The sequence below is a fragment of the Streptomyces sp. NPDC102259 genome, from assembly GCF_044766465.1.
Taxonomy (GTDB): domain Bacteria; phylum Actinomycetota; class Actinomycetes; order Streptomycetales; family Streptomycetaceae; genus Streptomyces.
The window spans coordinates 123,047-146,239 of the sequence record NZ_JBIWMA010000003.1 but is presented as its reverse complement, the minus strand read 5'-3'; the positions used below and the strand labels follow the sequence as shown (position 1 = coordinate 146,239).

The following is a 23,193-nucleotide window of genomic DNA, read 5'->3' as shown; positions in this document are numbered from 1 at the left end:
TCCTCACGCGTAGGGGCTGTCGGCGCCCGCGGCGGCGGGCTTGGGGGCGCGGGCGGGGCAGCAGCCGACCGGGCACAGGTTGTGGCTCGCGCCGAGCGCCCCCAGGGCGCACGGGGTGACCTCGAGGCCGCTCTCGGCCGCGGCACGCTCCAGGACGAGCTCACGGATCGCGGCGGCGAAGCGCGGGTCGGCGCCGACGGTGGCCGAGCGGCGCACCGGCAGACCCAGTTCCTCGGCCTTGGCCCTGGCCTCCGTGTCGAGGTCGTAGAGGACCTCCATGTGGTCGGAGACGAAGCCGATGGGGGCCATCACGACGGCCGGGACGCCGGCCGCGTGCCGCTCCTCCAGGTGGTCGCAGATGTCGGGCTCCAGCCAGGGGATGTGCGGGGCGCCGGAGCGGGACTGGTAGACGAGCCGCCAGGGGTGGTCCACGCCGGTGCGCTCGCGGACGGCGTCGGCGATGAGCCGCGCGGTGTCCAGGTGCTGCTTCACGTACGCGCCGCCGTCGCCGTGGTCCTCGACCGGGCCGGAGGTGTCCGCGGAGGCGTGGGGGATGGAGTGGGTCGAGAAGGCGAGGTGCGCGCCCTCCCTGACCTCCTCGGGGAGGTCGGCCAGCGACCGCAGGACGCCCTCGATCATGGGCTCCAGGAAGCCGGGGTGGTTGAAGTAGTGCCGCAGCTTGTCGACCTTCGGCGGCTCGAGGCCCTCGGCCTCCAGCGTCGCCAGCGAGTCGGCGAGGTTCTCGCGGTACTGGCGGCAGCCGGAGTACGAGGCGTAGGCGCTGGTGGCGAGGACGAGGATGCGGCGGCGGCCGTCGGTGACCATCTCGCGCAGGGTGTCCGTGAGGTACGGGGCCCAGTTGCGGTTGCCCCAGTAGATCGGCAGGTCCAGGCCGTGGCCGGCGAAGTCCTTGCGCAGGGCGTCCAGGAGGGCGCGGTTCTGGTCGTTGATGGGGCTGACCCCGCCGAACAGGAAGTAGTGCCGGCCCACTTCTTTGAGGCGTTCCTTGGGGATGCCGCGCCCGCGCGTCACGTTCTCCAGGAACGGAACCACGTCGTCCGGGCCTTCCGGGCCGCCGAAGGAGAGCAGGAGCAGGGCGTCGTAGGGGGTGGCATCGAGCGCGTCTCGCATGAGTCGATCCTGCCACCCGCCTCTGACAGGCCGTGAACGGCGGGGTCCCGGGCGGGGTGTCGCCCGCACCCGCATGCGTTAGGGTTGCCTAACTTCGTAAGCTGTATGAGCCGCGTTCACGCCTTACCGGTTCTGCCGGGCTCTGCGCACGCCTTACCGAGTCCCTGCCGAGCCGCCTTCCCTCACGCCGCGCCGAGCCGTCACGCGCGCGTGCCCGGACCCACCGGAGACCCCGTGCCCAGCCCTTACCGCGCCCTGTTCGCCGCCCCCGGCTCCAAGGGCTTCTCCGCCGCGGGGCTCGTCGGCAGGATGCCGCTGTCGATGATGGGCATCGGCGTGGTCACGATGGTCTCCCAGCTCACGGGGCGCTACGGGCTCGCGGGCGCCCTGTCGGCGACCATCGCGCTGGCGGCGGCGGCCTTCGGACCGCAGATATCGCGCCTGGTGGATGTACACGGTCAGCGCAGGGTGCTGCGCCCCGCGACGCTGGTCGCGCTCGCCGCCGCGACCGGGCTGCTGCTGGCCGCGCACTTCGAGTGGCCGGACTGGGTGCTGTTCGTGTGCGCCGCCGGGATCGGTTCCGTGCCGAGCCTCGGCGCGATGATCCGGGCCCGCTGGGCGGCCCTGTACCGAGGCACGCCGCACCTGCACACCGCGTACTCCTTCGAGTCCGTGGTGGACGAGGTGTGCTTCATCTTCGGGCCGATCATTTCCATCGGTCTGTCCACGGCCTGGTTCCCGGAGGCGGGACCGCTGCTGGCGGCCGGCTTCCTCGCGGTCGGCGTCTTCTGGCTGACGGCCCAGCGGGCCACCGAGCCCGCGCCGCACCCGCGCGAGCAGCGCGGCGGCGGTTCGGCCCTGCGCTCGCCCGGACTCCAGGTCCTGGCCGTCACCTTCGTGGCGACCGGAACGATCTTCGGGGCGGTCGACGTGGTCACCGTCGCCTTCGCCGACGAGCAGGGCCACAAGGGCGCCGCCAGTGTCGTCCTGGCCCTCTACGCGGCCGGTTCCTGCGTGGCCGGGCTCGTGTTCGGCCTGCTGCACCTCAAGGGGGCACCGGAACGTCGCTGGCTGCTGGGCGTGTTCATGATGGGCGTGAGTATGATCCCCCTCCTACTGGTCGGAAACTTGCCGTTTCTGGCCGTGGCGCTGTTCTTTGCGGGTCTGGCCATCGCTCCCACGATGATCACCACGATGTCCCTCATCGAAGAGCACGTACCACGCGCACAACTGACCGAGGGCATGACATGGATCAGCACCGGGCTCGCGGTCGGCGTCGCGCTCGGCTCCTCCATCGCCGGCTGGGTCATCGACGCGGCGGGCGCACGGGCCGGGTACGGGGTTCCGGCGGTGTCCGGAGCCGTCGCGGTCGCGGTCGGTTTCCTGGGGTACCGCCGGCTGAGCAGGCCGGCTCCGGGTCGGGGAGGCACCGTTGAGCAGCACAGCGAGCGGGACGAACGCCACGTGGCGTAACTGGGGCGGCAATGTCGCCGCACGTCCCGCGCGGGAGGTCACGCCCGCCTCCGTCGACGAACTGGCCGAGGCCGTGCGCCGGGCCGCCGAGGACGGGCTGAAGGTGAAGGCCGTCGGGACCGGCCACTCCTTCACGTCGATCGCGGCGACCGACGGCGTATTGATCCGCCCTCAACTCTTGACCGGCATCCGCAACATTGATCGCGACAACATGACTGTCACGGTCGAGGCCGGCACGCCGCTCAAGAGGCTCAACCTGGCGCTGGCGCGCGAGGGTCTGTCGCTCACCAACATGGGCGACATCATGGAACAGACGGTCTCCGGGGCCACCAGCACCGGCACGCACGGCACCGGCCGCGAGTCCGCCTCGATCGCCGCCCAGATCAAGGGCCTCGAACTCGTCACGGCGGACGGCTCGGTGCTCACCTGCTCGGAGAAGGGCACCGAAGAGGAGCGCGCGCTCTTCGCCGCCGCCCGGATCGGCCTGGGCGCCCTCGGCATCGTCACCGCGATCACCTTCGCCGTGGAACCGGTCTTCCTGCTCACCGCGCGGGAGGAACCGATGCCCCTGGACAAGGTCCTCGCCGACTTCGACGAGCTGTGGGCCGAGAACGAGCACTTCGAGTTCTACTGGTTCCCGCACACCGGCAGCACCAACACCAAGCGCAACAACCGCAGCGCGGGCCCCCGCGAACCGGTGAGCCGGGTCTCGAGCTGGATCGAGGACGAGTTCCTCTCCAACGGCGTCTTCCAGGTGGCCCAGTGGGTGGGCCGGGCGGCGCCCGCCACGATCCCGACGATCGCGCAGGTGTCCAGCAAGGCCCTGTCCGCGCGCACCTACACGGACATCCCCTACAAGGTCTTCACGTCTCCGCGCCGGGTTCGCTTCGTGGAGATGGAGTACGCCGTCCCGCGCGAGGCGGTGACCGAGACGCTGCGCGAGCTGAAGGCGATGCTCGACCGCTCGGGCCTGCGCATCAGCTTCCCCGTGGAGGTGCGCACCGCACCCGCCGACGACATCACGCTGTCCACCGCCTCGGGCCGCGACAGCGCCTACATCGCCGTCCACATGGTCAAGGGCGCGCCCTACCAGGGGTACTTCACCGCCGCCGAGCGCATCTTCACCGCGCACGAGGGCCGGCCGCACTGGGGCAAGGTGCACACGCGGGACGCGGAGTACTTCGCCGGTGTCTATCCGCGCTTCGGCGAGTTCACGGCGCTGCGGGATCGGCTGGATCCTGATCGCCTGTTCCAGAACGACTACTTGCGGAGGGTGCTGGGGTAGTAGCGGACTCCGTGGGTGCGGGGGCCGCCGAGTCGCCGGCCCCGGTGCCGTCCTCCGTGGCCGCGGGAGTCGGCGCGGTGCCGCCCGTCGTACCGTCGCCGGTGTCGTCGCCCGCGTCCTCCCCGCCGTCGCTCGCCGAGGAGGACGCCCCGCCCGAGGGAGCCGTCTCCCCGGTCGGAGGAGGGGAGGTCGAGGACGAGGACGGCGACGGCGAGGTGGTGGCCGAGTCCTCGTCGGAGGAGCCGGACGGGGAACCGGACGACGAACCGCCGCCCGTGACCGCCTGACCGACCGTCGTGCTCCGGTCGCCACTGAAGCTGTCGCCCGACACCAGCTCGTACGTGGTGATCCCGGCCATCGCGACCCCGAAGACCAGCGCGGCCGCCACCATCGGTCGCTTGCGGCGCCCGATCCGGGCGCGGTGGACGGTGCCCTCGGTGAACTCGCCCGTGGCGGGCGGCACTCGCACGGTCAGTGGCACAGCCATCTGTGCGTCGTGCGTCTGCACGTCGCGGAACTGCTCCCCGGTGCGCCTGAAGAAGTGCTGGAAGAGCGATCCACCGCAGGTGGCGACGACACTGACCAGACCCGCGCCGAGGATCGTGCCGTAGACCCCGAAGTACGAGGCGAGTTTCGCGGCCACGACCGCGGCCACGGCGCTGCCGGCGACCTGAGGCACGCTCAGATCGATCCGCTTCCGTTTCACCTCCTCCCCGGCACTCGACGCACCAACGACTTCGGGCCTTTCACGCATACCGGGAGCTTGCCTGCCTTTCCCGCACTTGATCAATCAACTGCACGAGAAGGGGACGTACGGACGAAACCGATAGTTCCTTTTCGGGAGATTGCGTGAACTACGCCACGCCCAAGATCACGAAAAGCCCGCCACGGACGGTCAAGTCCCACCTCTCGACAGAAGTTGGATGGCGCGCCAATCCACGCACGTGGCCCAAATGGAGTACTGTTGCGAGCCCTGGGCCCGGTCTCCCTCCAGGATGTCCGGGGCCTCGCTGGACCGCTTGAGGGGGGCTAGTTGCACAGGGTGACGGTGTTGGTCACTTAGCGTGGCGAAACAGGTAACCGTGCCATAACGGCGACGCGGGACCTGAGCGCGACACGCCGGGCAACTCGGCAAGGTTGTGGCAGGCTGCACCCGGGCAGGCCACACTCGACTAGCGGAAGCAGCGACGCACGTGACGTCGGCAGGCACCACCCGGGAGGTCCCCATGCCCGAACTGCGTGTCGTGGCCGTCTCGAATGACGGCACACGGTTGGTGCTGAAGGCTGCGGACAGCACGGAGTACACGCTTCCGATCGACGAGCGTCTGCGTGCCGCCGTCCGCGGCGACCGTCCCCGCCTCGGCCAGATCGAGATCGAGGTGGAGAGCCATCTCCGCCCCCGTGACATCCAGGCGCGTATACGTGCCGGCGCCACCGCGGAAGAAGTCGCCCAGATGGCCGGCATCCCTGTCGACCGTGTGCGCCGCTTCGAGGGCCCCGTGCTGGCCGAGCGCGCCTTCATGGCCGAGCGGGCCCGGAAGACTCCGGTCCGTCGGCCCGGTGAGAACGCCGGCCCCCAACTCGGCGAGGCCGTCCAGGAACGGCTGCTGCTGCGCGGCGCCGACAAGGACACCGTCCAGTGGGACTCGTGGCGTCGCGACGACGGCACCTGGGAAGTCCTGCTGGTCTACCTGGTCGCGGGCGAACCGCACTCGGCGAGCTGGACGTACGACCCGCCCCGGCGGCTCGTCCAGGCCGTCGACGACGAGGCGCGTTCGCTGATCGGCGAGTCCGACGACCTGGCCGCTCCCGAGCCCAGCTTTCCGTTCGTCCCGCGCATCGCACGGCTGCCGCGCGACCGTCCGCTGGACCGCGCGCTCGACCGGCCCGGCCTGCCGGCCCTGCCGTCCGAGTCGGCCGACGAGAGCACCGGCGAGCGGGAACGCGACTCGCTGACCAGCCTGTTGGAGGCCGTGCCGAGCTTCCGTGGCGACATGGTCGTCCCGGAACGACCGACGGAGCCCGCCCCGGAGGAGCCCGACGAGCAGGAGCCCGAGGCCGAGGAGCCCCCGGCACCGGCCGCCTCCGCCGGATCCGCCTACGCGGACGTCCTCATGCCGCGTTCCGTCGGCAGCCACCGCGACCGTCTCGTCGGCGCCACCGACCGTCAGGCCGAGGCGGACGGCGTCCGTCCGGGCCGCCGGGCCGCGGTGCCGAGCTGGGACGAGATCGTGTTCGGCACCCGGCGGAAGAAGCAGGAGTAACCGGCCCTCGGGTAACTCGCCCGGGGCGTCGGCCGGTTCGCGTGATCCGGTGAGCACGCCAGTACACACATGGGGGAGGGCCGCACCCGTTCGGTGCGGCCCTCCCCCATGTGTGTGCGGGGGGACTAGCGGGGATCGGGGCCCACGGCGACCGGCCGGGCCGGGTCCGAGGACCACTCCGACCAGGAGCCGACGTACAGGGCCGCCGGAATTCCCGCGACCGCCAGGGCCAGCACCTCGTGGGCGCCGGAGACGCCCGAGCCGCAGTACACGCCGACCTCGGTGTCGTCGGACGCCCCGAGCGCCTTGAAGCGGTCCTTGAGGTCCTCGGCGGACAGGAACCGGCCGTCCGGGCCCACGTTGTCGTTCGTGGGCGCGGAGACGGCACCCGGAATGTGTCCGCCGACCCGGTCGATCGGCTCGACCTCACCCCGGTAGCGCTCCCCCGCGCGAGCGTCGAACAGCACTCCGGAGCGGGCGAGAGCGGCGGCCCCGTCGGCGTCCAGGAGTCCCGTGGCGCCCGGCACCGGCTCGAAGTCGCCCTCCCCGCGCGCGGGGACGTCGACCGAGAGGTCCCCCTGCCACGACGGCAACCCGCCGTCGAGGACCCGCACGTCCGGGTGACCCGTCCAGCGCAGCAGCCACCACGCGCGGGCCGCCGCCCAGCCCTGCCCGCCGTCGTACACGACCACCGGCCTGCCCGCCGAGACACCCGCCCGGCGCATCGCGGAACCGAACAGCGCGATGTCGGGCAGCGGATGCCGGCCGCGGCCGCCCGCCGCTCCCGCGAGCTCCCGGTCCAGGTCGACGTAGACCGCACCGGGCACATGCCCGGCCTCGTACGCGGCGCGCCCGTCGAACGGCGGCTCCCCCGCCGCCTTTGCCACGCTGAGCTGCCAGCGGACGTCGAGGACGACGGGCGGATTCTCCCCCGCCAGGTCGCCGGCCAGTTCCGGTGCGGTGATGATGGCGTTCATGGTCACCATCCTCGCGCACGGGGTGGCCCCATCGCTCGTGTCCGGCTACTCTGCTCGGCCGGACAGGCTCGATCACGGGGCGTGCGGGATCGAGCACATGCCGTACAGGCGATCGACATACGTCGACAACCACGCGTAAACCAATGAGAAACCCCCTATCAGGCATCCTCCGAGGGCGGACGCGACACGGCCACCGCAAGGGGCCGAGGAGAGAGTGACGATGACCGAGGCAGGTGGGTCGGCCGGCCCGATCGGCGCAGCACACGCCCGGTACGCGCCCGGTACACCCTGCTGGGTGAGTCTGATGGCGCACGGGTTGACCGCGACGCAGGAGTTCTACGGCGAGCTGTTCGGCTGGGAGTTCCGGCCCGGCCCGCAGCAGCTGGGCCCCTATGTGCAGGCGCTGCTCGACGGTAGCGAGGTGGCCGGCATCGGCCAACTGCCCCCGGACCGCCACCTCCCGGTCGCCTGGACGCCCTATTTCGCCTCGGACGACGTGGACACGACCGCCGAAACGGTCCGGCTGTGCGGCGGCACGATCGGGGTCGGCCCCCTGGACGCCTCCGAGGCCGGCCGGCTGGCGATCGGCTCCGACCCCTCCGGCGCCGTCTTCGGCGTCTGGCAGGCGGCGGCCCACGTCGGCACCACGATCACCGGCGTGCCCGGCACCCCCGCCTGGAACGAGCTGACGACCTACGAGGCCGCGAGCGTCCGGAAGTTCTACGAGACGGTCTTCGGCTACGAGGAGACGGTGGTGTCCGCCGACTTCGACCATGTGACCCTGCACGTCGCCGGCCGTCCGGTCGCCGGCATCCACGGGGTGGGCGCCGCGCTGCCCCGGGACCGGGGACCGCACTGGACGACGTACTTCGAGGTGGCCGACACGGACGCGACGCTCGGCCGCGTCGTCGAGCTCGGCGGGCGGATCCTCGAACCGGCTCAGGACAGCGAGCACGGGCGCGTGGCGGGCGTGGCCGACCCCGAGGGGGCCCACTTCTCCCTGATCCAGGGGCCTCGGTGAGGAACGCTCCCGGAAGGCGTGGGCGGCTAGACCTGCTGCACCGGCAGCACGTCCGGCGACAGGGCCGCAGCCCGCGCCGACGCCGAGGTCATACGGCGGCGGTGGTGGCGCCTGCACAGGACCTCGTAGCCGACCGTGTCCGCCTGGTCGACGTCGCCGACGACGACCTGGGCGCCCTCCACGACCATGACACCGCCCACGGTGCGGGCGTTGTGCGTGGCGCGGGCGCCGCACCAGCACAGGGCCTCGACCTGGAGGACCTCGACCCGGTCGGCGAGTTCGACGAGTCGCTGGGAGCCGGGGAACAGCTTGGAGCGGAAGTCGGTGGTGATCCCGAAGGCGTAGACGTCGATGTCCAGGTCGTCGACCACGCGCGCGAGCTGGTCGATCTGCTCCTCGGCCAGGAACTGCGCCTCGTCCGCGATCACGTAGTCCGCGCGGCCGCCCTGCGAGAGGTGGTCGACGAGGGAGGCGTAGAGATCCTGACCGTCCTCGACCTCGACCGCGTCGGTGACCAGACCCAGGCGGGAGGACAGCTTGCCCTCGCCCGCGCGGTCGTCCCGCGTGAAGATCATGCCCTGGAGACCACGCGCGGAGCGGTTGTGCTCTATCTGGAGAGCCAGCGTCGACTTCCCGCAGTCCATGGTTCCGGAGAAGAACACCAGCTCGGGCATGGGGAGTCGAGCGCCTTTCGGTGAAGGTTGGAGGTTGAAGGATGAGGAGAAGCAACGGTTCTGGGCGTCAGGAGCGTACTTCGAGCAGCGGGACCAGCTGCTCGGCAGGGGTCATCGAACCGTGGTTGCCGACCATCGCCGACTCCTTGGGCTCCCGTTCGGAGGCGATGATCAGGACGTCGTCCCGGGCGGCCGCGATCACGTCGCCGAGGCGGGCGTACACCCGCTCGTCGATCTGCGGCCCGAACCAGCCCGCGGCGATCGCCTCGTCGCGCGAGGCGATCCAGAACTGTTCGCCGAGCACCTCGCGCCAGCAGGTCAGGACGTCGTCCTCGGCGCCCGGCACGGCGTAGACATGGCGGGCGCGGCCCTCGCCGCCCAGCAGGGCGACCCCGGCGCGCAGCTCCCAGTCCGCGTCGAAGTCGATGCGGTGTTCCTCGTCGAAGGGCACGTCGACCATGCCGTGGTCGGCGGTGACGTAGAGCGCGCTGCGCGGCGGGAGCTGCTCGGCGAGGCGCTGGACGAGCCGGTCGACGCACATGAGCTGGCCGCGCCAGGTGTCGGAGGCGACGCCGTAGCGGTGCCCGGCGCCGTCCAGTTCCGCGTAGTACGTGTAGACGAGGGAGCGGTCGCCGGCGGCGAGTTGCTCGGCGGCGAAGTCCATGCGCTCCTCGCCGGTCAGCCGCCCGTGAAACGTTCCGCCGCTGAGCGCGACCTTGGTCAGCGGGGTGTTCTGGAAGGTGGGGGACGACACCTGGGCGGCGTGCACACCCGCCTCGTGGGCGAGCTGGAAGACCGTGGGATACGGCTGCCAGGCGCCCGGGTCCGTCCACGGCTGCCAGCGGAGCTGGTTCATCAGGGCGCCGGTCGCCGGGTTGCGCACGGTGTAGCCGGGCAGGCCGTGCGCGCCCGGGGGGAGGCCGGTGCCGACGGAGGCGAGGGAGGTCGCGGTGGTCGCCGGGTAGCCGGCGGTGAGCGGGCGTCCGGTGCCGCCCCGCGAGCTGCCGAGCAGCGCGTGCAGATAGGGCGCCTCGTCGGGGTGCGACTTGATCTGCTCCCAGCCGAGGCCGTCGATCAGGAAGACGCAGTTGCGGTCGGCCGGGGCGAGTTCGGGGATCGCCGCGGTCGTGCCGGGTACGCCCATGCCGGCCGCCAGCGTGGGCAGCAGGTCGGCGAGGGAGCCGGAGCCGTACTCGGGGACGGGGGCGGAGCCGACGGCGAGCGGTTCGGGGAAGTCCCAGGGCGCGGTGTCGGAAGGGGCGGGCGCGGAGCGCCCTCGGTCATGGGCGGCGGGGGGAGGCGGGTGGGACATCAGCGGGTTACGTCCGCTGTCGCCTCGGAGAGGGACTGCGCGAAGACGAGCGTCTGGCGGACCGTCTCCGGGCCGTCGCCGGCCTCGCTCACGCGCAGGCTGAGGTCGTCCGCCGTCGAGCTGCCGGTGTAGCCGTGGTCGGCGTCGCAGTTGGGGTCGCCGCAGGCGGCCGGCTCCAGGTCGATACGGGAGACGGCGCCCCAGCCGATGGTCAGCACGACCTCGCGCGGCGGGGTGCCCGGCGTGTACGACTCCGGGTTGGCGACCACCCGGCTGAGGACGACGGACGAGATCCGGCCGATCTTCACGGACTCCGTGGACGTCGTGGCGTAGGGCGTCGGGGAGGTGGTGTCGGCGGCCTGCTCGTCGGTGTGGCTGACGATGAAGCGGTTGCCGGTGAGGACCAGCACGGTCACATGCCGGCGCACCTCGTTCTGGTCGAACGTGGTCTCCTGGTGGACCAGGTACGACCGGATCGGCTCGCCGCCCACGGCGGCCTCCACCGCCTCGGCCACGAGGGCCGGGTAGTAGCCGCTGCGCTCGATCGCCGCGCGCAGCCCCTGGGTCGTCGTACTGGTCTTGGCCATGCCCTCCATCCTACGGGGACCCACTGACTGCGAGGCACCGCTCGGCACCGCTCCGGTACGTCGGCGGCGGCCGGGGCGCGCTCCGTCGGCGGTCCGGGGTACGCCTCCCCGTGGCGAGCCGCCGCCCGGGCCGCGTGTCCTCGCGCGCGTGCCCGACGAGGTGCTCCGGGACGGGCTGCTCAGTAGGTCGGCAGCGTCCTCGGTCCGAGGTCGTCGCGTGCCGGCGGGGGTGCGAGGCGTACGGAGGCGCCGAGGACGCTCAGGCCGTGCGGGGCGACGACGACCGGCTCCAGGGTGACCGCGACGACCTCGGGATGGTCGTCGACCAGCCGGGACACCCGCAGCAGCAGGTCCTCCAGGGCGGCGGTGTCGACGGGTGTCGAGCCGCGCCAGCCGAAGAGGAGCGGGGCGGTCCGGATGGACCTGATCAGCGAGGTCGCCTCGCGGTCGGTGACCGGAACCAGCCGGTGCGCCATGTCCCCGAGCAGCTGTGAGGCGGCCCCGGCGAGCCCGAAGGACAGTACGGCTCCGGCCGCCGGGTCGATGACCGCGCGGACGACCGTGTCGACGCCGCGCGGTGCCATCGCCTGGACGACCGGGCGGATCTCCTCCGGCTTGCCGAAGAGCTCGGTCAACTCGGCGTACGACCGGCGCAGTTGCTCCTCGTCGGCCAGGTCGAGCCGTACGCCGCCCAGGTCGGCGCGGTGCCGCAGGTGCGGCGCGGTGGCCTTGAGGGCGACGGGGTAGCCGAGGGCGTCCGCGGCCCGCGCGGCCTCGTCCGGAGTGGGCGCCGGGATCGCCCGCCGGGTGCGGATGCCGTAGCGGCCGAGCAGCTCACACGTGTCGTCGGCGCCGAGGGTCAGGCCCTGACCGCGCGCGAGGAGCCCGCCGATCAGCTCGGCGGCGCCCTTCTCGTCGACGTCCTCGTACTCGGGCACCTTGCCGGCGTCGGCCGCCTCGCGCCGCCACTGGGCGTACTTCACGGCCTCCGCGAGTGCGCGGACGGCGCGTTCGGCGGCGGGGTAGGCGGGGATGAGGTGCGTTCCCTCGGGGGCCTCGACGGCGGCGGGCACCGGCTGCGCGCCGCCGGACACGTCGGCACGCGCGCGTGGGGCCGCTTCCGCGCGCGGCGCGGTGCTCGTCGCGGCGGACAGCGCCGTCGCGAGACCGCCGAGTTCCACGTGCACGACGAGCACCGGTTTGGCCGGAGCGGCCGCCGCGGCCGACCGCAGGGCCTCCGCGAGTTCCGCGTCCCCGGGCGATCTCTCCCCGATCGCGGGGATCGCCGTCACGACCACCGCGTCGCACGTCTCGTCGGCCAGCGCCCGGGCCAGCGCCGCGTGGAAGTCCTGGGCCGACGCCTCGGTCGTCAGGTCCAGCGGCGGCAGCGGCCGCAGCCCTTCCGAGAGACAGGCGTCGTACGTCAGCAGGCCCAACGACTCGGAGTTGCCGAGGATCGCCACCCGAGGGCCGGTCGGCAGCGGCTGTCGGGCGAGCAGCAGGCCCGCGTCGACCAGTTCGGTGATGGTGTCCACGCGGATCACGCCGGCCTGCCGCAGCAGCGCCGACACCGTCGCGTGCGGCAGCCGCGTCGCCCGTACGGCGTGTCCCTGCGGGGCGGAACCGGCGCCCTGGACGACGACCAGGGGCTTGGCGGCCGCCGTCCGCCGCGCGAGGCGCGTGAACTTGCGCGGGTTGCCGATGGACTCCAGGTACATGAGGGCGACGTCCGTGTCGGGGTCGTCATACCAGTACTGGAGGACGTCGTTGCCCGAGACGTCCGCGCGGTTGCCCGAGGAGATGAACGTCGACACGCCGGTGACGCCGGTGACGCCCCCGCCACGCCGGTGGAGGCGGGACAGCAGGGCGATGCCGATGGCGCCGGACTGGGCGAACAGACCGATGCGGCCGGGCCTCGGCATCTCCGGGGCCAGCGAGGCATTCAGCCGCACCTCTGGGGAGGTGTTGATGACTCCGAAGGCGTTGGGGCCGATGATCCGCATACCGTACGCGCGTGCGTGCCGGACGAGTTGGCGCTGGCGCTCCCGCCCCTCGGGGCCGCTCTCGGCGTAACCGGCGGAGAGGACCACGAGTCCCTGCACGCCGTGCTCGCCGCACTCGGCGACGGCCTCGGGGACCTGCTCCGCCGGGACGGCGACGACCGCGAGGTCGACGGGCGCCGCTATGTCGCGCACCGAGCGGTGGGCGGGCACCCCGTCCAGTTCCTTCAGGTCCTCGGGGAAAGCCTTGTTCACGGCGTACAACCGCCCGGTGAAGCCCGCCTCGCGGAGGTTGCCGAGGACGCTTCGGCCGACGCCGCCGGGGGTGCGGCCTGCGCCGACGACGGCTACGGAGCCGGGCGCCAACAGCCGCCCCACGGAGTGCGCCTCGGCACGCTGTTCCCGCGCGCGCTGCACGGCGACGGAGCGCTCGGTGGGTTCGAGGCCGAACTCCAGGTGGACGACGCCGTCCTCGAAGCTGCGCTTCTGGGTGTAACCGGCGTCCGTGAACACCTTGATCATCTTGGTGTTGGCGGGGAGCACCTCGGCCGCGAAGCGGCGGATGCCGCGCTCGCGTGCCACGGCCGCGACGTGCTCGAGCAGCGTGGAGGCGACGCCCCTGCCCTGGTGGGCGTCCTGCACGAGGAACGCGACCTCGGCCTCGTCGGCCGGCGCCGAGGCTGCCATGCCGTCGGCACCAATGCGGTCATAGCGTACGGTGGCGATGAACTCGCCGCCGACCGTGGCCGCGAGTCCCACCCGGTCCACAAAGTCGTGGTGCGTGAAGCGGTGGACGTCCTTGTCGGACAGGCGCGGGTAGGGCGCGAAGAAACGGTAGTACTTCGACTCGTCCGAAACCTGCTCGTAGAAGCTGACCAGGCGCTCGGCGTCATCGATGGTGATGGGGCGGATGCGCGCGGTGCCGCCGTCGCGCAGCACCACGTCGGCCTCCCAGTGGGCGGGGTACTCGTGCCGGTCCGACGCGCTCTGCATGGGGCCCAGAGTACGGCTCGCGTACGACAACGGCGCGAGGCAGTCTGTGGAGGACGCACGTCGGATCGAGGCCGCGATCCGACGTCCACGTCGGGAGGGGACCACACGACCCCTCCCTCACTCGCTTCACGTGTGGAACACTGGTCTAGACAACCTGAACACTGAAGGGCAGCATCACATGGCTGAGCGCCGCGTCAACGTCGGCTGGGCCGAGGGCCTTCACGCCCGCCCCGCTTCCATCTTCGTCCGGGCCACCACGGCCGCAGGTATCCCGGTGACGATCGCCAAGGTCGACGGCAACCCCGTCAACGCGGCCTCCATGCTGGCCGTTCTCGGCCTGGGCGCCCAGGGCGGCGAGGAGATCGTCCTCGCCTCCGAGGCCGACGGCGCGGACGCGGCCCTCGACCGGCTGGCGAAGCTGGTCGCCGAGGGTCTCGAGGAGCTCCCCGAGACCGTCTGAGCGCGCAGCCCTCTGTGCGCCCGAGCCGACGCCGCTCTCGCGGACGCGGTCGCGCGTCGTCGGGGTTGCTCAATTGACGGTGGCGGTGTTCGTCACTTCTAAAGTGCCGTCCCGCTGACCCCGAAGGGCTCGTCCGAATTATCGGGCGAGCCCTTCGCATTTCCCCTTACGGGCAGCAGAAATAATCCCCCGCGAATTATCCCCCTCTTTGTATACGGCCCCCGTGTTAATGCCGCAGACCCGTCATGTTTACGGGAGGTTGCGAAGTCCTCACACGGTCGGCGCGCTCGGGGCCGCCGGAAAAGCGCAGCCGGTGCGCGGACGTCGCGCGCTCCGTGTGCAGCGCCGTGATCGCCCGCGCGCGCTCGCCGTCGCCGCGCGCCACCGCGTCCACGATCGCGCCGTGCTCCGCCCAGGACTCCACGGGGTTGGCCGGCGCCTCCACCGCGTACATCCAGGCGATCTTGTGGCGGAGCTGAGTGAGCATCGACGTCAGGGCATGGCTTCCGGAGGACTGGGCGAGGGTCTCGTGGAACCAGCTCCCCAGGGAGCGCAGATCCTCGCTGTTGCCCCGCCTGGCCCGCTCCTGGCCCAGCCGGACGAGTCCGCGCAGCACCTTCAGATGGGCCTCGGTGCGCCGCTGGGCGGCCCGGGAGGCGCCGAGCGGCTCCAGGAGCATGCGCATCTCCAGCAGGTCCGCCGCCTCCTGCTCGGTCGGCTCCGCGACGCACGCGCCCGCGTGCCGCCGCGTGACGACGAAGCCCTCGGCCTCCAGCGTGCGCAGCGCCTCGCGGACGGGGACGCGGGAAACGCCGTAGCGACGGGCGAGGAGTTCCTCGGTGAGGCGGCTGCCGCGCTCGTAGACACCCGCGACGATGTCGTCCCGAATGGCCGTGCACACCGAGTGCGCCGGAATACGCATGACGGACCTCCGCCTTAATCCCCGTGAAACGTCGACGATTGACGTGTGTTCCGTGACTCTATTGCAATCAGCGGGAATTTCCGATGGCGGGCCGGAATCCAGGGATATTTTTTGGACAGCAGGGTCTCGGAAACGGCGAAAGCCCCGGCCGGGAGGGCCGGGGCAAGACGATCTGTCGCCGAGGGTCGTCAGACGTTCACACCGTGGTTGCGGAGGTACGCGACCGGGTCGATGTCCGAGCCGTACTCCGCGGTGGTGCGGGCCTCGAAGTGCAGATGCGGGCCGGTGACGTTGCCGGTGGCGCCGGACAGGCCGATCCGCTCGCCCGGGGTGACCGTCTGGCCCACCGACACCGCGAGGGACGACAGGTGACCGTACTGGGTGTAGGTCCCGTCGTTCATCTTGATCACGATCTGGTTGCCGTAGGACCCGCCCCAGCCGGCCTCGACCACGGTGCCGGAGCCGACCGCGTGCACGGAGGTGCCGCTCGCGGCGTGGAAGTCGATGCCGGTGTGGCTGCCGGAGGACCACAGCGAGCTGCTGGCCTGGTAGCCGGTGGAGACGTAGGAACCGGTGATCGGCGACACGAAGGTGTTGAGGCGCTTGCGCTCGGCGTCGCGGGCGGCACGCACGCGTGCCTCGCGCTCCTCCACGGCCTTCTTCGCGGCGGCCTGGCGGGCGGCCTCCTCGAAGGCCGCGTGCTTCTGCACGGCGACCTGGTCGTCGATCTGCTCGGCGACGGACTCGCCGGCGGCGACGACGGGGATCAGCCCGGTCTGCTCGGGGGTGGGCTCGGCGGCGAAGGCCGGGGTGGAGGCGACGGTGGCCATGACACCGGTGGTGGTGAGCGCCGCGATGCCCGCAGCGCGGACGCTGGTGCGCTGCATCCGGCTGGGCCGACGGTGCTTGCCGGTGGCGCAGGTGAACGCCATGAAGTTGGGGGTGTCCTTTCCTTCCCTCTCGCCTACCGGGTTAGCTGACGGGTTCGGAGCAGGAAGGTCTCCTACGGACCCCCTCGCGTTCACGCGCGGGCGTCCGATTCACCCCAGGGACTTCACAAGTGGGTCCCCGGCTCCCCTGGCTCGCGCCATACGGGGACTCGGCGATGACTGTCCGGTGCCGCGGCTGCGGCGCACTGCCTGACGAACAGCCCGGATGACGCTAAGCGGCGCGGGTTTCAATCCTCAAACGGATCCCGGCTTTTGTAGCGCATCCCACAGGGCAGACAGGCAACCTCCGCATCAATTCGGACATGCGGAGGCCCTGGTGACGCTTTCGTCGACCAGGGCCCCCACACGCGTGTGCCGTTGCCGGGAACTACTCCGCGGACACGACCTTGACCTCGCCGATGCCGAGGGCCTCGACCGGCTCCTTGATCTGGGCCGCGTCGCCGACGAGGACGGTCACCAGCCGGTCCACCGGGAAGGCGTTCACGGCCGCCGCGGTGGCCTCCACCGTGCCGGTCGCGGCCAGCTGCCGGTACAGCGTGGCCTGGAAGTCGTCCGGCAGGTGCTGCTCGACCTGGTCGGCCAGCGTGTCGGCGACGGCCGCGGCGGTCTCGAACTTCAGCGGCGCCACACCGACCAGGTTCTGCACGGCGATGTCACGCTCGGCGTCGGTCAGCCCCTCGGCTGCGAGGGTGCGCAGCACCTTCCACAGATCGTCCAGAGCGGGACCGGTGTTCGGGGTGTCGATGGACCCGCTGATGGCGAGCATCGCGGCGCCCGAGCCGTCCGGGGCGGACCGCAGGACCTGCCCGAACGCGCGGACACCGTAGGTGTAGCCCTTCTCCTCGCGCAGGACGCGGTCCAGCCGGGAGGTGAGGGTGCCGCCGAGGCAGTACGTGCCGAGCACCTGCGCGGGCCACACACGGTCGTGCCGGTCGGCGCCGATCCGGCCGATCAGCAACTGCGTCTGGACGGCGCCGGGACGGTCCACGATGACGACCCGGCCGGTGTCGTCGGCGGTCACCGGCGGCACGGGCCGCGGCTCGGCCGAGGAGCCCGTCCAGGCGCCCAGGGTGTCGCCCAGAAGCGCCTCCAGGTCGACGCCGGTGAGGTCGCCGACGATCACGGCCGTGGCCGTGGCGGGACGGACGTGCTTCTCGTGGAAGGCGCGTACGGCCGCGGAGTCGATCTTCTCGACCGTCTCCGCGGTGCCCTGACGCGGGCGTGACATCCGCGCGGTGGCCGGGAACAGCTCCTTGGAGAGCTCCTTGGCGGCGCGCCGGGAGGGGTTGGCCAGCTCGTGCGGGATCTCGTCCAGGCGGTTGCGGACGAGGCGCTCGACCTCGCTGTCGGCGAAGGCCGGGGCCCTGAGGGCGTCGGCGAGCAGACCGAGGCCCTTGGGCAGGCGCGAGGCCGGCACTTCGAGGCTCAGCCGGACACCGGGGTGATCCGCGTGCGCGTCCAGGGTGGCGCCGCAGCGCTCCAGTTCGGCGGCGAACTCCTCGGCGGAGTGCTTGTCGGTGCCCTCGGAGAAGGCGCGCGCCATGATCGTGCCGACGCCGTCGAGGCCGGCCGGCTCGGCGTCCAGGGGCGCGTCGAGGAGGATCTCGACGGCGACGACCTGCTGGCCGGGACGGTGGCAGTGCAGCACGGTCAGGCCGTTGGCCAGCGCGGTGCGCTCGGGCGCCGGGAACGCCCACGGCTTGGCCTCGCCCGCCCGGGGCTGGGGGTGGAAGTCCATCGTGGCGAGCTCGGTCACCGGGCCGCCTCCTCGTTCTCGTCCTGGTCGGCGGGGGCTTCGGCGGCGGTCGGCTCGTAGACGAGCACCGCGCGGTTGTCGGGGCGCAGGCGGGCCTTGGCGACCTCCCGCACCTCCTCCGGCGTGACGTCCAGCACGCGCTGGACGGCGGTGAGGGCGAGCTGCGGGTCACCGAACAGGACGGCGAACCGGCACAGTTCGTCGGCGCGGCCGGCGACCGTGCCGAGCCGGTCGAGCCACTCGCGCTCCAACTGCGCCTGGGCCCGCTCCATTTCCTCGGCCGTGGGGCCCTCCTCGGCGAACCGGGCGAGCTCCTCGTCGATGGCGGCCTCGATGACGGGCACCTCGACGTCGCCGGACGTCTTGACGTCCAGCCAGCCCAGGGAGGGCGCTCCGGCGAGCCGCAGCAGGCCGAAGCCGGCCGCGACGGCCGTACGGTCGCGGCGCACCAGCCGGTTGTAGAGGCGGGAGGACTCGCCGCCGCCGAGGACGGTGAGCGCCAGGTCGCCGGCGTCGCACGCACGCGTGCCGTCCTCGGGCAGCCGGTAGGCGGCCATCAGCGCACGGGCCGGCACCTCCTCCTCGACGACCTCGCGCAGCTGCTCGCCGATGACGTCGGGCAGGCCGCCGTCACGGGGCGCGGGCTTGCCGTCGTGGCCGGGGATGGAGCCGAAGTACTTCTCGACCCAGGCGAGGGTCTGCTCCGGGTCGATGTCGCCGACCACGGAGAGGACCGCGTTGTTGGGCGCGTAGTACGTGCGGAAGAACGCGCGCGCGTCCTCCAGGGTCGCCGCGTCCAGGTCGGCCATCGAGCCGATCGGCGTGTGGTGGTAGGGGTGGCCGTCCGGGTAGGCGAGGGCCGTCAGCTTCTCGAAGGCCGTGCCGTAGGGGACGTTGTCGTAGCGCTGACGGCGCTCGTTCTTGACGACGTCGCGCTGGTTCTCCATCGACTCGTCGTCCAGCGCGGTGAGCAGCGAGCCCATGCGGTCGGCCTCCAGCCAGAGGGCGAGCTCCAGCTGGTGGGTGGGCATGGTCTCGAAGTAGTTCGTGCGCTCGAAACTGGTGGTGCCGTTGAGCGAGCCGCCGGCCCCCTGGACCAGCTCGAAGTGGCCATTGCCCTTGACCTGGCCCGAGCCCTGGAACATCAGGTGCTCGAAAAGGTGAGCAAGACCCGTACGCCCCTTGACTTCGTGGCGTGAACCGACGTCGTACCAGAGGCACACCGCCGCGACGGGGGTCAGGTGGTCCTCCGAGAGCACCACGCGCAGGCCGTTGGCCAGACGGTGCTCGGTCGCTGTCAGGCCCCCGGAGCCTGCCTGGGCTGTGGCCGTGTGACCCATGGGCATGTACGTCCCTTCCGATCGCGGACGCGGTCGTCGAAACCGCGGTTTTCCTGCCGGTCCTGCCACTGTATGCAAGCGTGCGGACGGTCCGCGAAGTTCCCGGGCGACATACGCCGAGAGCGAGATCGCGTAGCCTGCGGGCAGCCGTGGAGGAGATGCCTCTGCGTTCGGGCCGGACTGCCGACGCCAGGTCCTCGCCCGCGCTGTCAGTGCCACGGTCCACAATGGTCCGCGTCAGATCCCGTATCACGCCCCAGCAAGGAGCCGGCAGCGATGGCCCGCCGCAGCACGAAGACCCCGCCGCCCGACGACTCGTACGAGGAGCGGATCCTCGACATCGACGTCGTCGACGAGATGCAGGGCTCCTTTCTCGAGTACGCGTACTCGGTCATCTACTCCCGCGCCCTGCCGGACGCCCGTGACGGCCTCAAGCCGGTGCACCGCCGCATCGTCTACCAGATGAACGAGATGGGCCTGCGCCCGGAGCGCGGCTATGTGAAGTGCGCCCGGGTCGTCGGCGAGGTCATGGGCAAGCTGCACCCGCACGGCGACGCGTCGATCTACGACGCGCTGGTGCGGATGGCCCAGCCCTTCTCCATGCGGCTCCCGCTGGTCGACGGCCACGGCAACTTCGGTTCGCTGGGCAACGACGACCCGCCGGCCGCCATGCGGTACACCGAGTGCCGCCAGGCCGCGGCGACGAGCCTGATGACGGAGTCGATCGACGAGGACACGGTCGACTTCACGCCCAACTACGACGGCCAGGAGCAGGAGCCGGTCGCGCTGCCCGCCGCCTTCCCGAACCTCCTGGTCAACGGCGCGTCCGGGATCGCGGTCGGCATGGCCACGAACATGCCGCCGCACAATCTGGGCGAGGTCATCGCGGCCGCCCGCCATCTGATCCGCTTTCCCGGCGCGGATCTGGACGCCCTGATGAAGTACGTTCCGGGCCCCGACCTGCCCACCGGCGGCCGGATCGTCGGCCTCTCCGGCATCCGGGACGCCTACGAGAACGGCCGCGGCACGTTCAAGATCCGCGCCACGGTCTCGGTGGAGACCGTCACGGCCCGCCGCAAGGGTCTGGTCATCACCGAACTGCCCTTCGCCGTCGGGCCCGAGAAGGTCATCGCCAAGATCAAGGACCTGGTCGGCTCGAAGAAGATCCAGGGCATCGCCGACGTCAAGGACCTCACCGACCGCGCGCACGGTCTGCGCCTGGTCATCGAGATCAAGAACGGCTTCGTGCCGGAGGCCGTCCTGGAGCAGCTGTACAAGCTGACCCCGATGGAGGAGTCCTTCGGCATCAACAACGTGGCGCTGGTCGACGGCCAGCCGCTCACGCTGGGCCTCAAGGAGCTCCTCGAGGTCTACCTCGACCACCGCTTCACCGTGGTGCGCCGCCGCAGCGAGTTCCGCCGCACCAAGCGCCGTGACCGGCTGCACCTGGTGGAAGGCCTGCTGACGGCGCTCGTCGACATCGACGAGGTCATCCGCCTGATCCGCTCCAGCGACAACAGCGCGGAGGCGAAGCAGCGCCTGATGGAGCGCTTCTCGCTGTCGGAGATCCAGACCCAGTACATCCTGGACACCCCGCTGCGCCGGCTCACCAGGTTCGACCGCATCGAGCTGGAGGCGGAGAAGGAGAGGCTCAACGAGGAGATCGCCGAGCTGACCCGGATCCTGGACTCGGACGCGGAGCTGCGCAAGCTGGTCTCGGCCGAACTGGCCTCGGTGGCGAAGAAGTTCGGCACCGAGCGCCGTACGGTCCTGCTGGAGTCGTCGGGTACCACGGCCACCGCCGTGCCCCTCCAGGTCGCGGACGACCCGTGCCGTGTCCTGCTGTCCTCCACGGGCCTGCTGGCCCGCACGGCGAACGGCGAGCCCTTCACGCGGGACGCCGAGGACGCCGACGACGAGGGCGGCAAGCGCACCAAGCACGATGTGATCGTCTCGGCGGTGCACGCCACCGCGCGCGGGGAGATCGGCGCGGTCACCTCCTCGGGCCGTCTGCTGCGGATCAACGTCGTCGACCTGCCGCAGCTCCCGGACACGGCCTCGGCGCCGAACCTGTCGGGCGGTGCCCCGCTGGCGGAGTTCGTCTCCCTGGAGGGCGACGAGACGGTGGTGTGCCTGACCACGCTCGACGAGTCGTCCCCGGGCCTGGCCATCGGCACGGCACAGGGCGTCGTCAAGCGGGTCGTGCCCGACTACCCGACCAACAAGGACGAGCTGGAGGTCATCACCCTCCGGGACGGCGACCGGATCGTCGGTGCCGTCGAACTGCGGACCGGCGAGGAGGACCTGGTCTTCATCGCCGACGACGCCCAGCTGTTGCGCTATCAGGCCTCGCAGGTGCGTCCGCAGGGCCGCGCGGCGGGCGGTATGGCGGGCATCAAGCTCACCGAGGGCGCGAAGGTGATCTCGTTCACGGCCGTGGACCCCGCGGTGGACGCGGTGGTCTTCACGATCGCGGGCTCGCGCGGAACCCTGGACGACTCCGTCCAGACGACCGCCAAGGTGACCCCCTTCGACCAGTACCCGCGCAAGGGCCGCGCCACGGGCGGTGTGCGCTGCCAGCGGTTCCTGAAGGGCGAGGACTGCCTGTCCCTGGCCTGGGCGGGCCCCGTGCCAGCCAAAGCCGCGCAGAAGAACGGCCTGCCGGCCGAGCTGCCGGAGATGGACCCGCGCCGTGACGGCTCGGGTGTGTCGCTGATGAAGACGGTCTCGGTGGTGGCGGGGCCGGTCTAGGCCTCCTGGAAGGCCTCGCCGTCGGGAGCCCGCACGTAGCGCAGGACGCCCCACATGCCGTGCTCGTCGGCGTGTGGGGCATCGTCCTCGCACGCCTGGAGTTCCTTGCCGAGGGCGGCGGTGTCGATGCCGGAGCCGATGAGGACGAGCTGGGTCAGGCGGCCCTCGGCGGTCGGCCAGGGCTCCGGGTAGAAGCGGAGAAAGCGCCCGACGGCGTGCACCGCGTACCGGTTGGCCGGGTCGTGCGGGCCGAAGTCGACATACCCCTTGATCCGGTACAGCCCCTCGGGCCGGCTGTCGAGGAACTCCATCAACCGGCGGGGTTCGAGGGGCGCTTCGGCGGTGAAGGAGACGCTGTCGTAGGAGCTGTGGAGGTGCTCCGCGTGATTGTCTCCGCAGTGGTCGTGCAGGTCGTCGAAGGAGAGCTGCCCGACACGCTCCTCGCCCGGCCGGCAGTCGAAGAGGAACTCGGGGTCGATACGGCCGTAGGTCGCGGGGACGACGGCGGCCCGGTCGGCGAGGGAGCGGACCAGTCCGAGGACGCGGTCGGCATCGGGCGCGCGGTCGAGTTTGTTCACCACGACGAGGTCGGCGAGGGCGAGATGCCGGTCGATCCCGGGGTGCTTCGCCCGGGTCTCGTCGAACTCGGCGGCGTCGACGACTTCGACGAGCCCGCCGTAGACGATGCCGGGATGCTCACTGGCCAGCACCATCCGCACGAGCTCCTCGGGCTCGGCGAGACCGCTGGCCTCGATGACGATGACGTCGATGCCGACGGCCGGCCCGGCGAGCCGTTCGAGGTACACGTCGAGTTCACTGGCGTCGACGGCGCAGCACAGACAGCCGTTGCCGAGGGAGACGGTGGAGTCGCCGAGCGCGCCGGCCACGGCCATGGCGTCGATCTCGATGGCGCCGAAGTCGTTCACGATCGCGCCGATGCGGCTGCCTCCGCTGCGATGCAGGAGATGGTTGAGCAGGGTCGTCTTGCCGGAACCGAGGAATCCAGCGAGTACGACGACCGGGATCTGCTGCGGACTGCGGCTCTGCGACACGTGCGACCTTTCTGAAACCTACGCGTGCACCGGCGCGCGGCCCGGCGCGCGTACGAGGATTGAATGCCGCCCCAGGATACGAGCCGCAGGAATCACCGCGAAGTGAACGATTGTTAGCAGCGTCCGCGGGGCAGACGTTGGGCAAGGCGCCCTGGCGTGCGACCCTCGCTTCCCTCCGTGCGCCTCCCCTCCGCCTCCCCCGCCGATCAGAGCCGCTCGGCACTCTGGGAGACGGCAAGCGCCGC

At 71.6% G+C, this 23,193-nt stretch carries 18 protein-coding genes and 1 riboswitch; of the genes, 6 read left to right on the top strand and 12 right to left on the bottom strand.

From position 1 onward, the window contains the following. Positions 1-3: 3 nt before the first annotated feature. Entirely contained in the window at positions 4-1,131 is a 1,128-nt protein-coding gene (locus ACIRPU_RS09330) for a ferrochelatase (protein ID WP_403863880.1), read from the bottom strand. Between the two features lie 234 nt (positions 1,132-1,365). Here ACIRPU_RS09330 and ACIRPU_RS09325 point away from each other — a divergent pair, with 234 nt between their 5' ends. Next, positions 1,366-2,604 (top strand): MFS transporter, encoded by a 1,239-nt coding sequence (locus ACIRPU_RS09325; protein WP_403863877.1) that lies wholly within the window; start codon positions 1,366-1,368, stop codon positions 2,602-2,604. After that, positions 2,564-3,889 carry a D-arabinono-1,4-lactone oxidase gene (locus ACIRPU_RS09320; protein ID WP_403863874.1) on the top strand — a complete coding sequence of 442 codons (1,326 nt, stop codon included), beginning with the start codon at positions 2,564-2,566 and terminating at the stop codon, positions 3,887-3,889. Before ACIRPU_RS09325 ends, ACIRPU_RS09320 begins: the two co-directional genes overlap by 41 nt. On the opposite strand, the gene ACIRPU_RS09315 is transcribed toward ACIRPU_RS09320, so the two are convergent. Then, entirely contained in the window at positions 3,816-4,643 is an 828-nt protein-coding gene (locus ACIRPU_RS09315) for a hypothetical protein (RefSeq protein WP_403863871.1), read from the bottom strand. The genes ACIRPU_RS09320 and ACIRPU_RS09315 overlap by 74 nt on opposite strands. A gap of 472 nt (positions 4,644-5,115) precedes the next feature. Between ACIRPU_RS09315 and sepH the strand changes: the two genes are divergently transcribed. Beyond that, complete coding sequence (gene sepH / locus ACIRPU_RS09310; RefSeq protein WP_403863868.1) at positions 5,116-6,153, top strand: septation protein SepH; 1,038 nt, start codon at positions 5,116-5,118, stop codon at positions 6,151-6,153. Positions 6,154-6,278: 125 nt separating this feature from the next. On the opposite strand, the gene ACIRPU_RS09305 is transcribed toward sepH, so the two are convergent. Next, positions 6,279-7,130 carry a sulfurtransferase gene (locus tag ACIRPU_RS09305; RefSeq protein WP_384120708.1) on the bottom strand — a complete coding sequence of 284 codons (852 nt, stop codon included), beginning with the start codon at positions 7,128-7,130 and terminating at the stop codon, positions 6,279-6,281. Between the two features lie 220 nt (positions 7,131-7,350). Here ACIRPU_RS09305 and ACIRPU_RS09300 point away from each other — a divergent pair, with 220 nt between their 5' ends. Beyond that, the gene (locus ACIRPU_RS09300; RefSeq protein WP_403863865.1) at positions 7,351-8,151 is read left to right on the top strand and encodes a VOC family protein; all 801 of its coding nucleotides are present in this window, start codon (positions 7,351-7,353) and stop codon (positions 8,149-8,151) included. Between the two features lie 26 nt (positions 8,152-8,177). Here the strand turns inward: ACIRPU_RS09300 and ACIRPU_RS09295 are convergent, their stop codons facing one another. From ACIRPU_RS09295 to ACIRPU_RS09280, 4 genes are all read right to left on the bottom strand, one after another. Beyond that, positions 8,178-8,825, bottom strand: a complete 648-nt coding sequence (locus ACIRPU_RS09295) for a thymidine kinase (RefSeq protein WP_351909609.1) — start codon at positions 8,823-8,825, stop codon at positions 8,178-8,180. A gap of 67 nt (positions 8,826-8,892) precedes the next feature. Next, entirely contained in the window at positions 8,893-10,137 is a 1,245-nt protein-coding gene (locus ACIRPU_RS09290) for an alkaline phosphatase family protein (RefSeq protein WP_403863861.1), read from the bottom strand. Further along, the gene (locus ACIRPU_RS09285) at positions 10,137-10,724 is read right to left on the bottom strand and encodes a DUF5998 family protein (protein ID WP_351759610.1); all 588 of its coding nucleotides are present in this window, start codon (positions 10,722-10,724) and stop codon (positions 10,137-10,139) included. Before ACIRPU_RS09285 ends, ACIRPU_RS09290 begins: the two co-directional genes overlap by 1 nt. A gap of 179 nt (positions 10,725-10,903) precedes the next feature. Continuing rightward, entirely contained in the window at positions 10,904-13,717 is a 2,814-nt protein-coding gene (locus ACIRPU_RS09280) for a GNAT family N-acetyltransferase (RefSeq protein ID WP_403863858.1), read from the bottom strand. 178 nt (positions 13,718-13,895) lie between these two features. Between ACIRPU_RS09280 and ACIRPU_RS09275 the strand changes: the two genes are divergently transcribed. Then, a complete protein-coding gene (locus ACIRPU_RS09275; protein ID WP_403863855.1) occupies positions 13,896-14,177 on the top strand; it encodes an HPr family phosphocarrier protein in 282 nt (93 codons plus the stop codon). Between the two features lie 226 nt (positions 14,178-14,403). On the opposite strand, the gene ACIRPU_RS09270 is transcribed toward ACIRPU_RS09275, so the two are convergent. The 4 genes from ACIRPU_RS09270 to ACIRPU_RS09255 form a co-directional block, all read right to left on the bottom strand. Next, the gene (locus ACIRPU_RS09270) at positions 14,404-15,099 is read right to left on the bottom strand and encodes a GntR family transcriptional regulator (protein WP_355703428.1); all 696 of its coding nucleotides are present in this window, start codon (positions 15,097-15,099) and stop codon (positions 14,404-14,406) included. Between the two features lie 188 nt (positions 15,100-15,287). Then, positions 15,288-16,031: a M23 family metallopeptidase gene (locus ACIRPU_RS09265; RefSeq protein ID WP_403863852.1), complete on the bottom strand. Its 744-nt coding sequence runs from the start codon at positions 16,029-16,031 to the stop codon at positions 15,288-15,290. Positions 16,032-16,045: 14 nt separating this feature from the next. Next, a riboswitch (cyclic di-AMP (ydaO/yuaA leader) is annotated at positions 16,046-16,214 on the bottom strand. 202 nt (positions 16,215-16,416) lie between these two features. Next, positions 16,417-17,805, bottom strand: coding sequence for a M16 family metallopeptidase (locus ACIRPU_RS09260; protein ID WP_403863849.1), 1,389 nt, complete (start codon positions 17,803-17,805; stop codon positions 16,417-16,419). Continuing rightward, the gene (locus tag ACIRPU_RS09255) at positions 17,802-19,151 is read right to left on the bottom strand and encodes a pitrilysin family protein (RefSeq protein ID WP_355703431.1); all 1,350 of its coding nucleotides are present in this window, start codon (positions 19,149-19,151) and stop codon (positions 17,802-17,804) included. Before ACIRPU_RS09255 ends, ACIRPU_RS09260 begins: the two co-directional genes overlap by 4 nt. Positions 19,152-19,421: 270 nt before the next feature. Here ACIRPU_RS09255 and ACIRPU_RS09250 point away from each other — a divergent pair, with 270 nt between their 5' ends. Then, positions 19,422-21,896, top strand: a complete 2,475-nt coding sequence (locus ACIRPU_RS09250) for a DNA topoisomerase (ATP-hydrolyzing) subunit A (protein WP_403863846.1) — start codon at positions 19,422-19,424, stop codon at positions 21,894-21,896. Here ACIRPU_RS09250 and ACIRPU_RS09245 read toward each other — a convergent pair. Further along, positions 21,893-22,948, bottom strand: coding sequence for a CobW family GTP-binding protein (locus ACIRPU_RS09245; protein WP_403863843.1), 1,056 nt, complete (start codon positions 22,946-22,948; stop codon positions 21,893-21,895). The genes ACIRPU_RS09250 and ACIRPU_RS09245 overlap by 4 nt on opposite strands. Positions 22,949-23,193 lie beyond the last annotated feature (245 nt).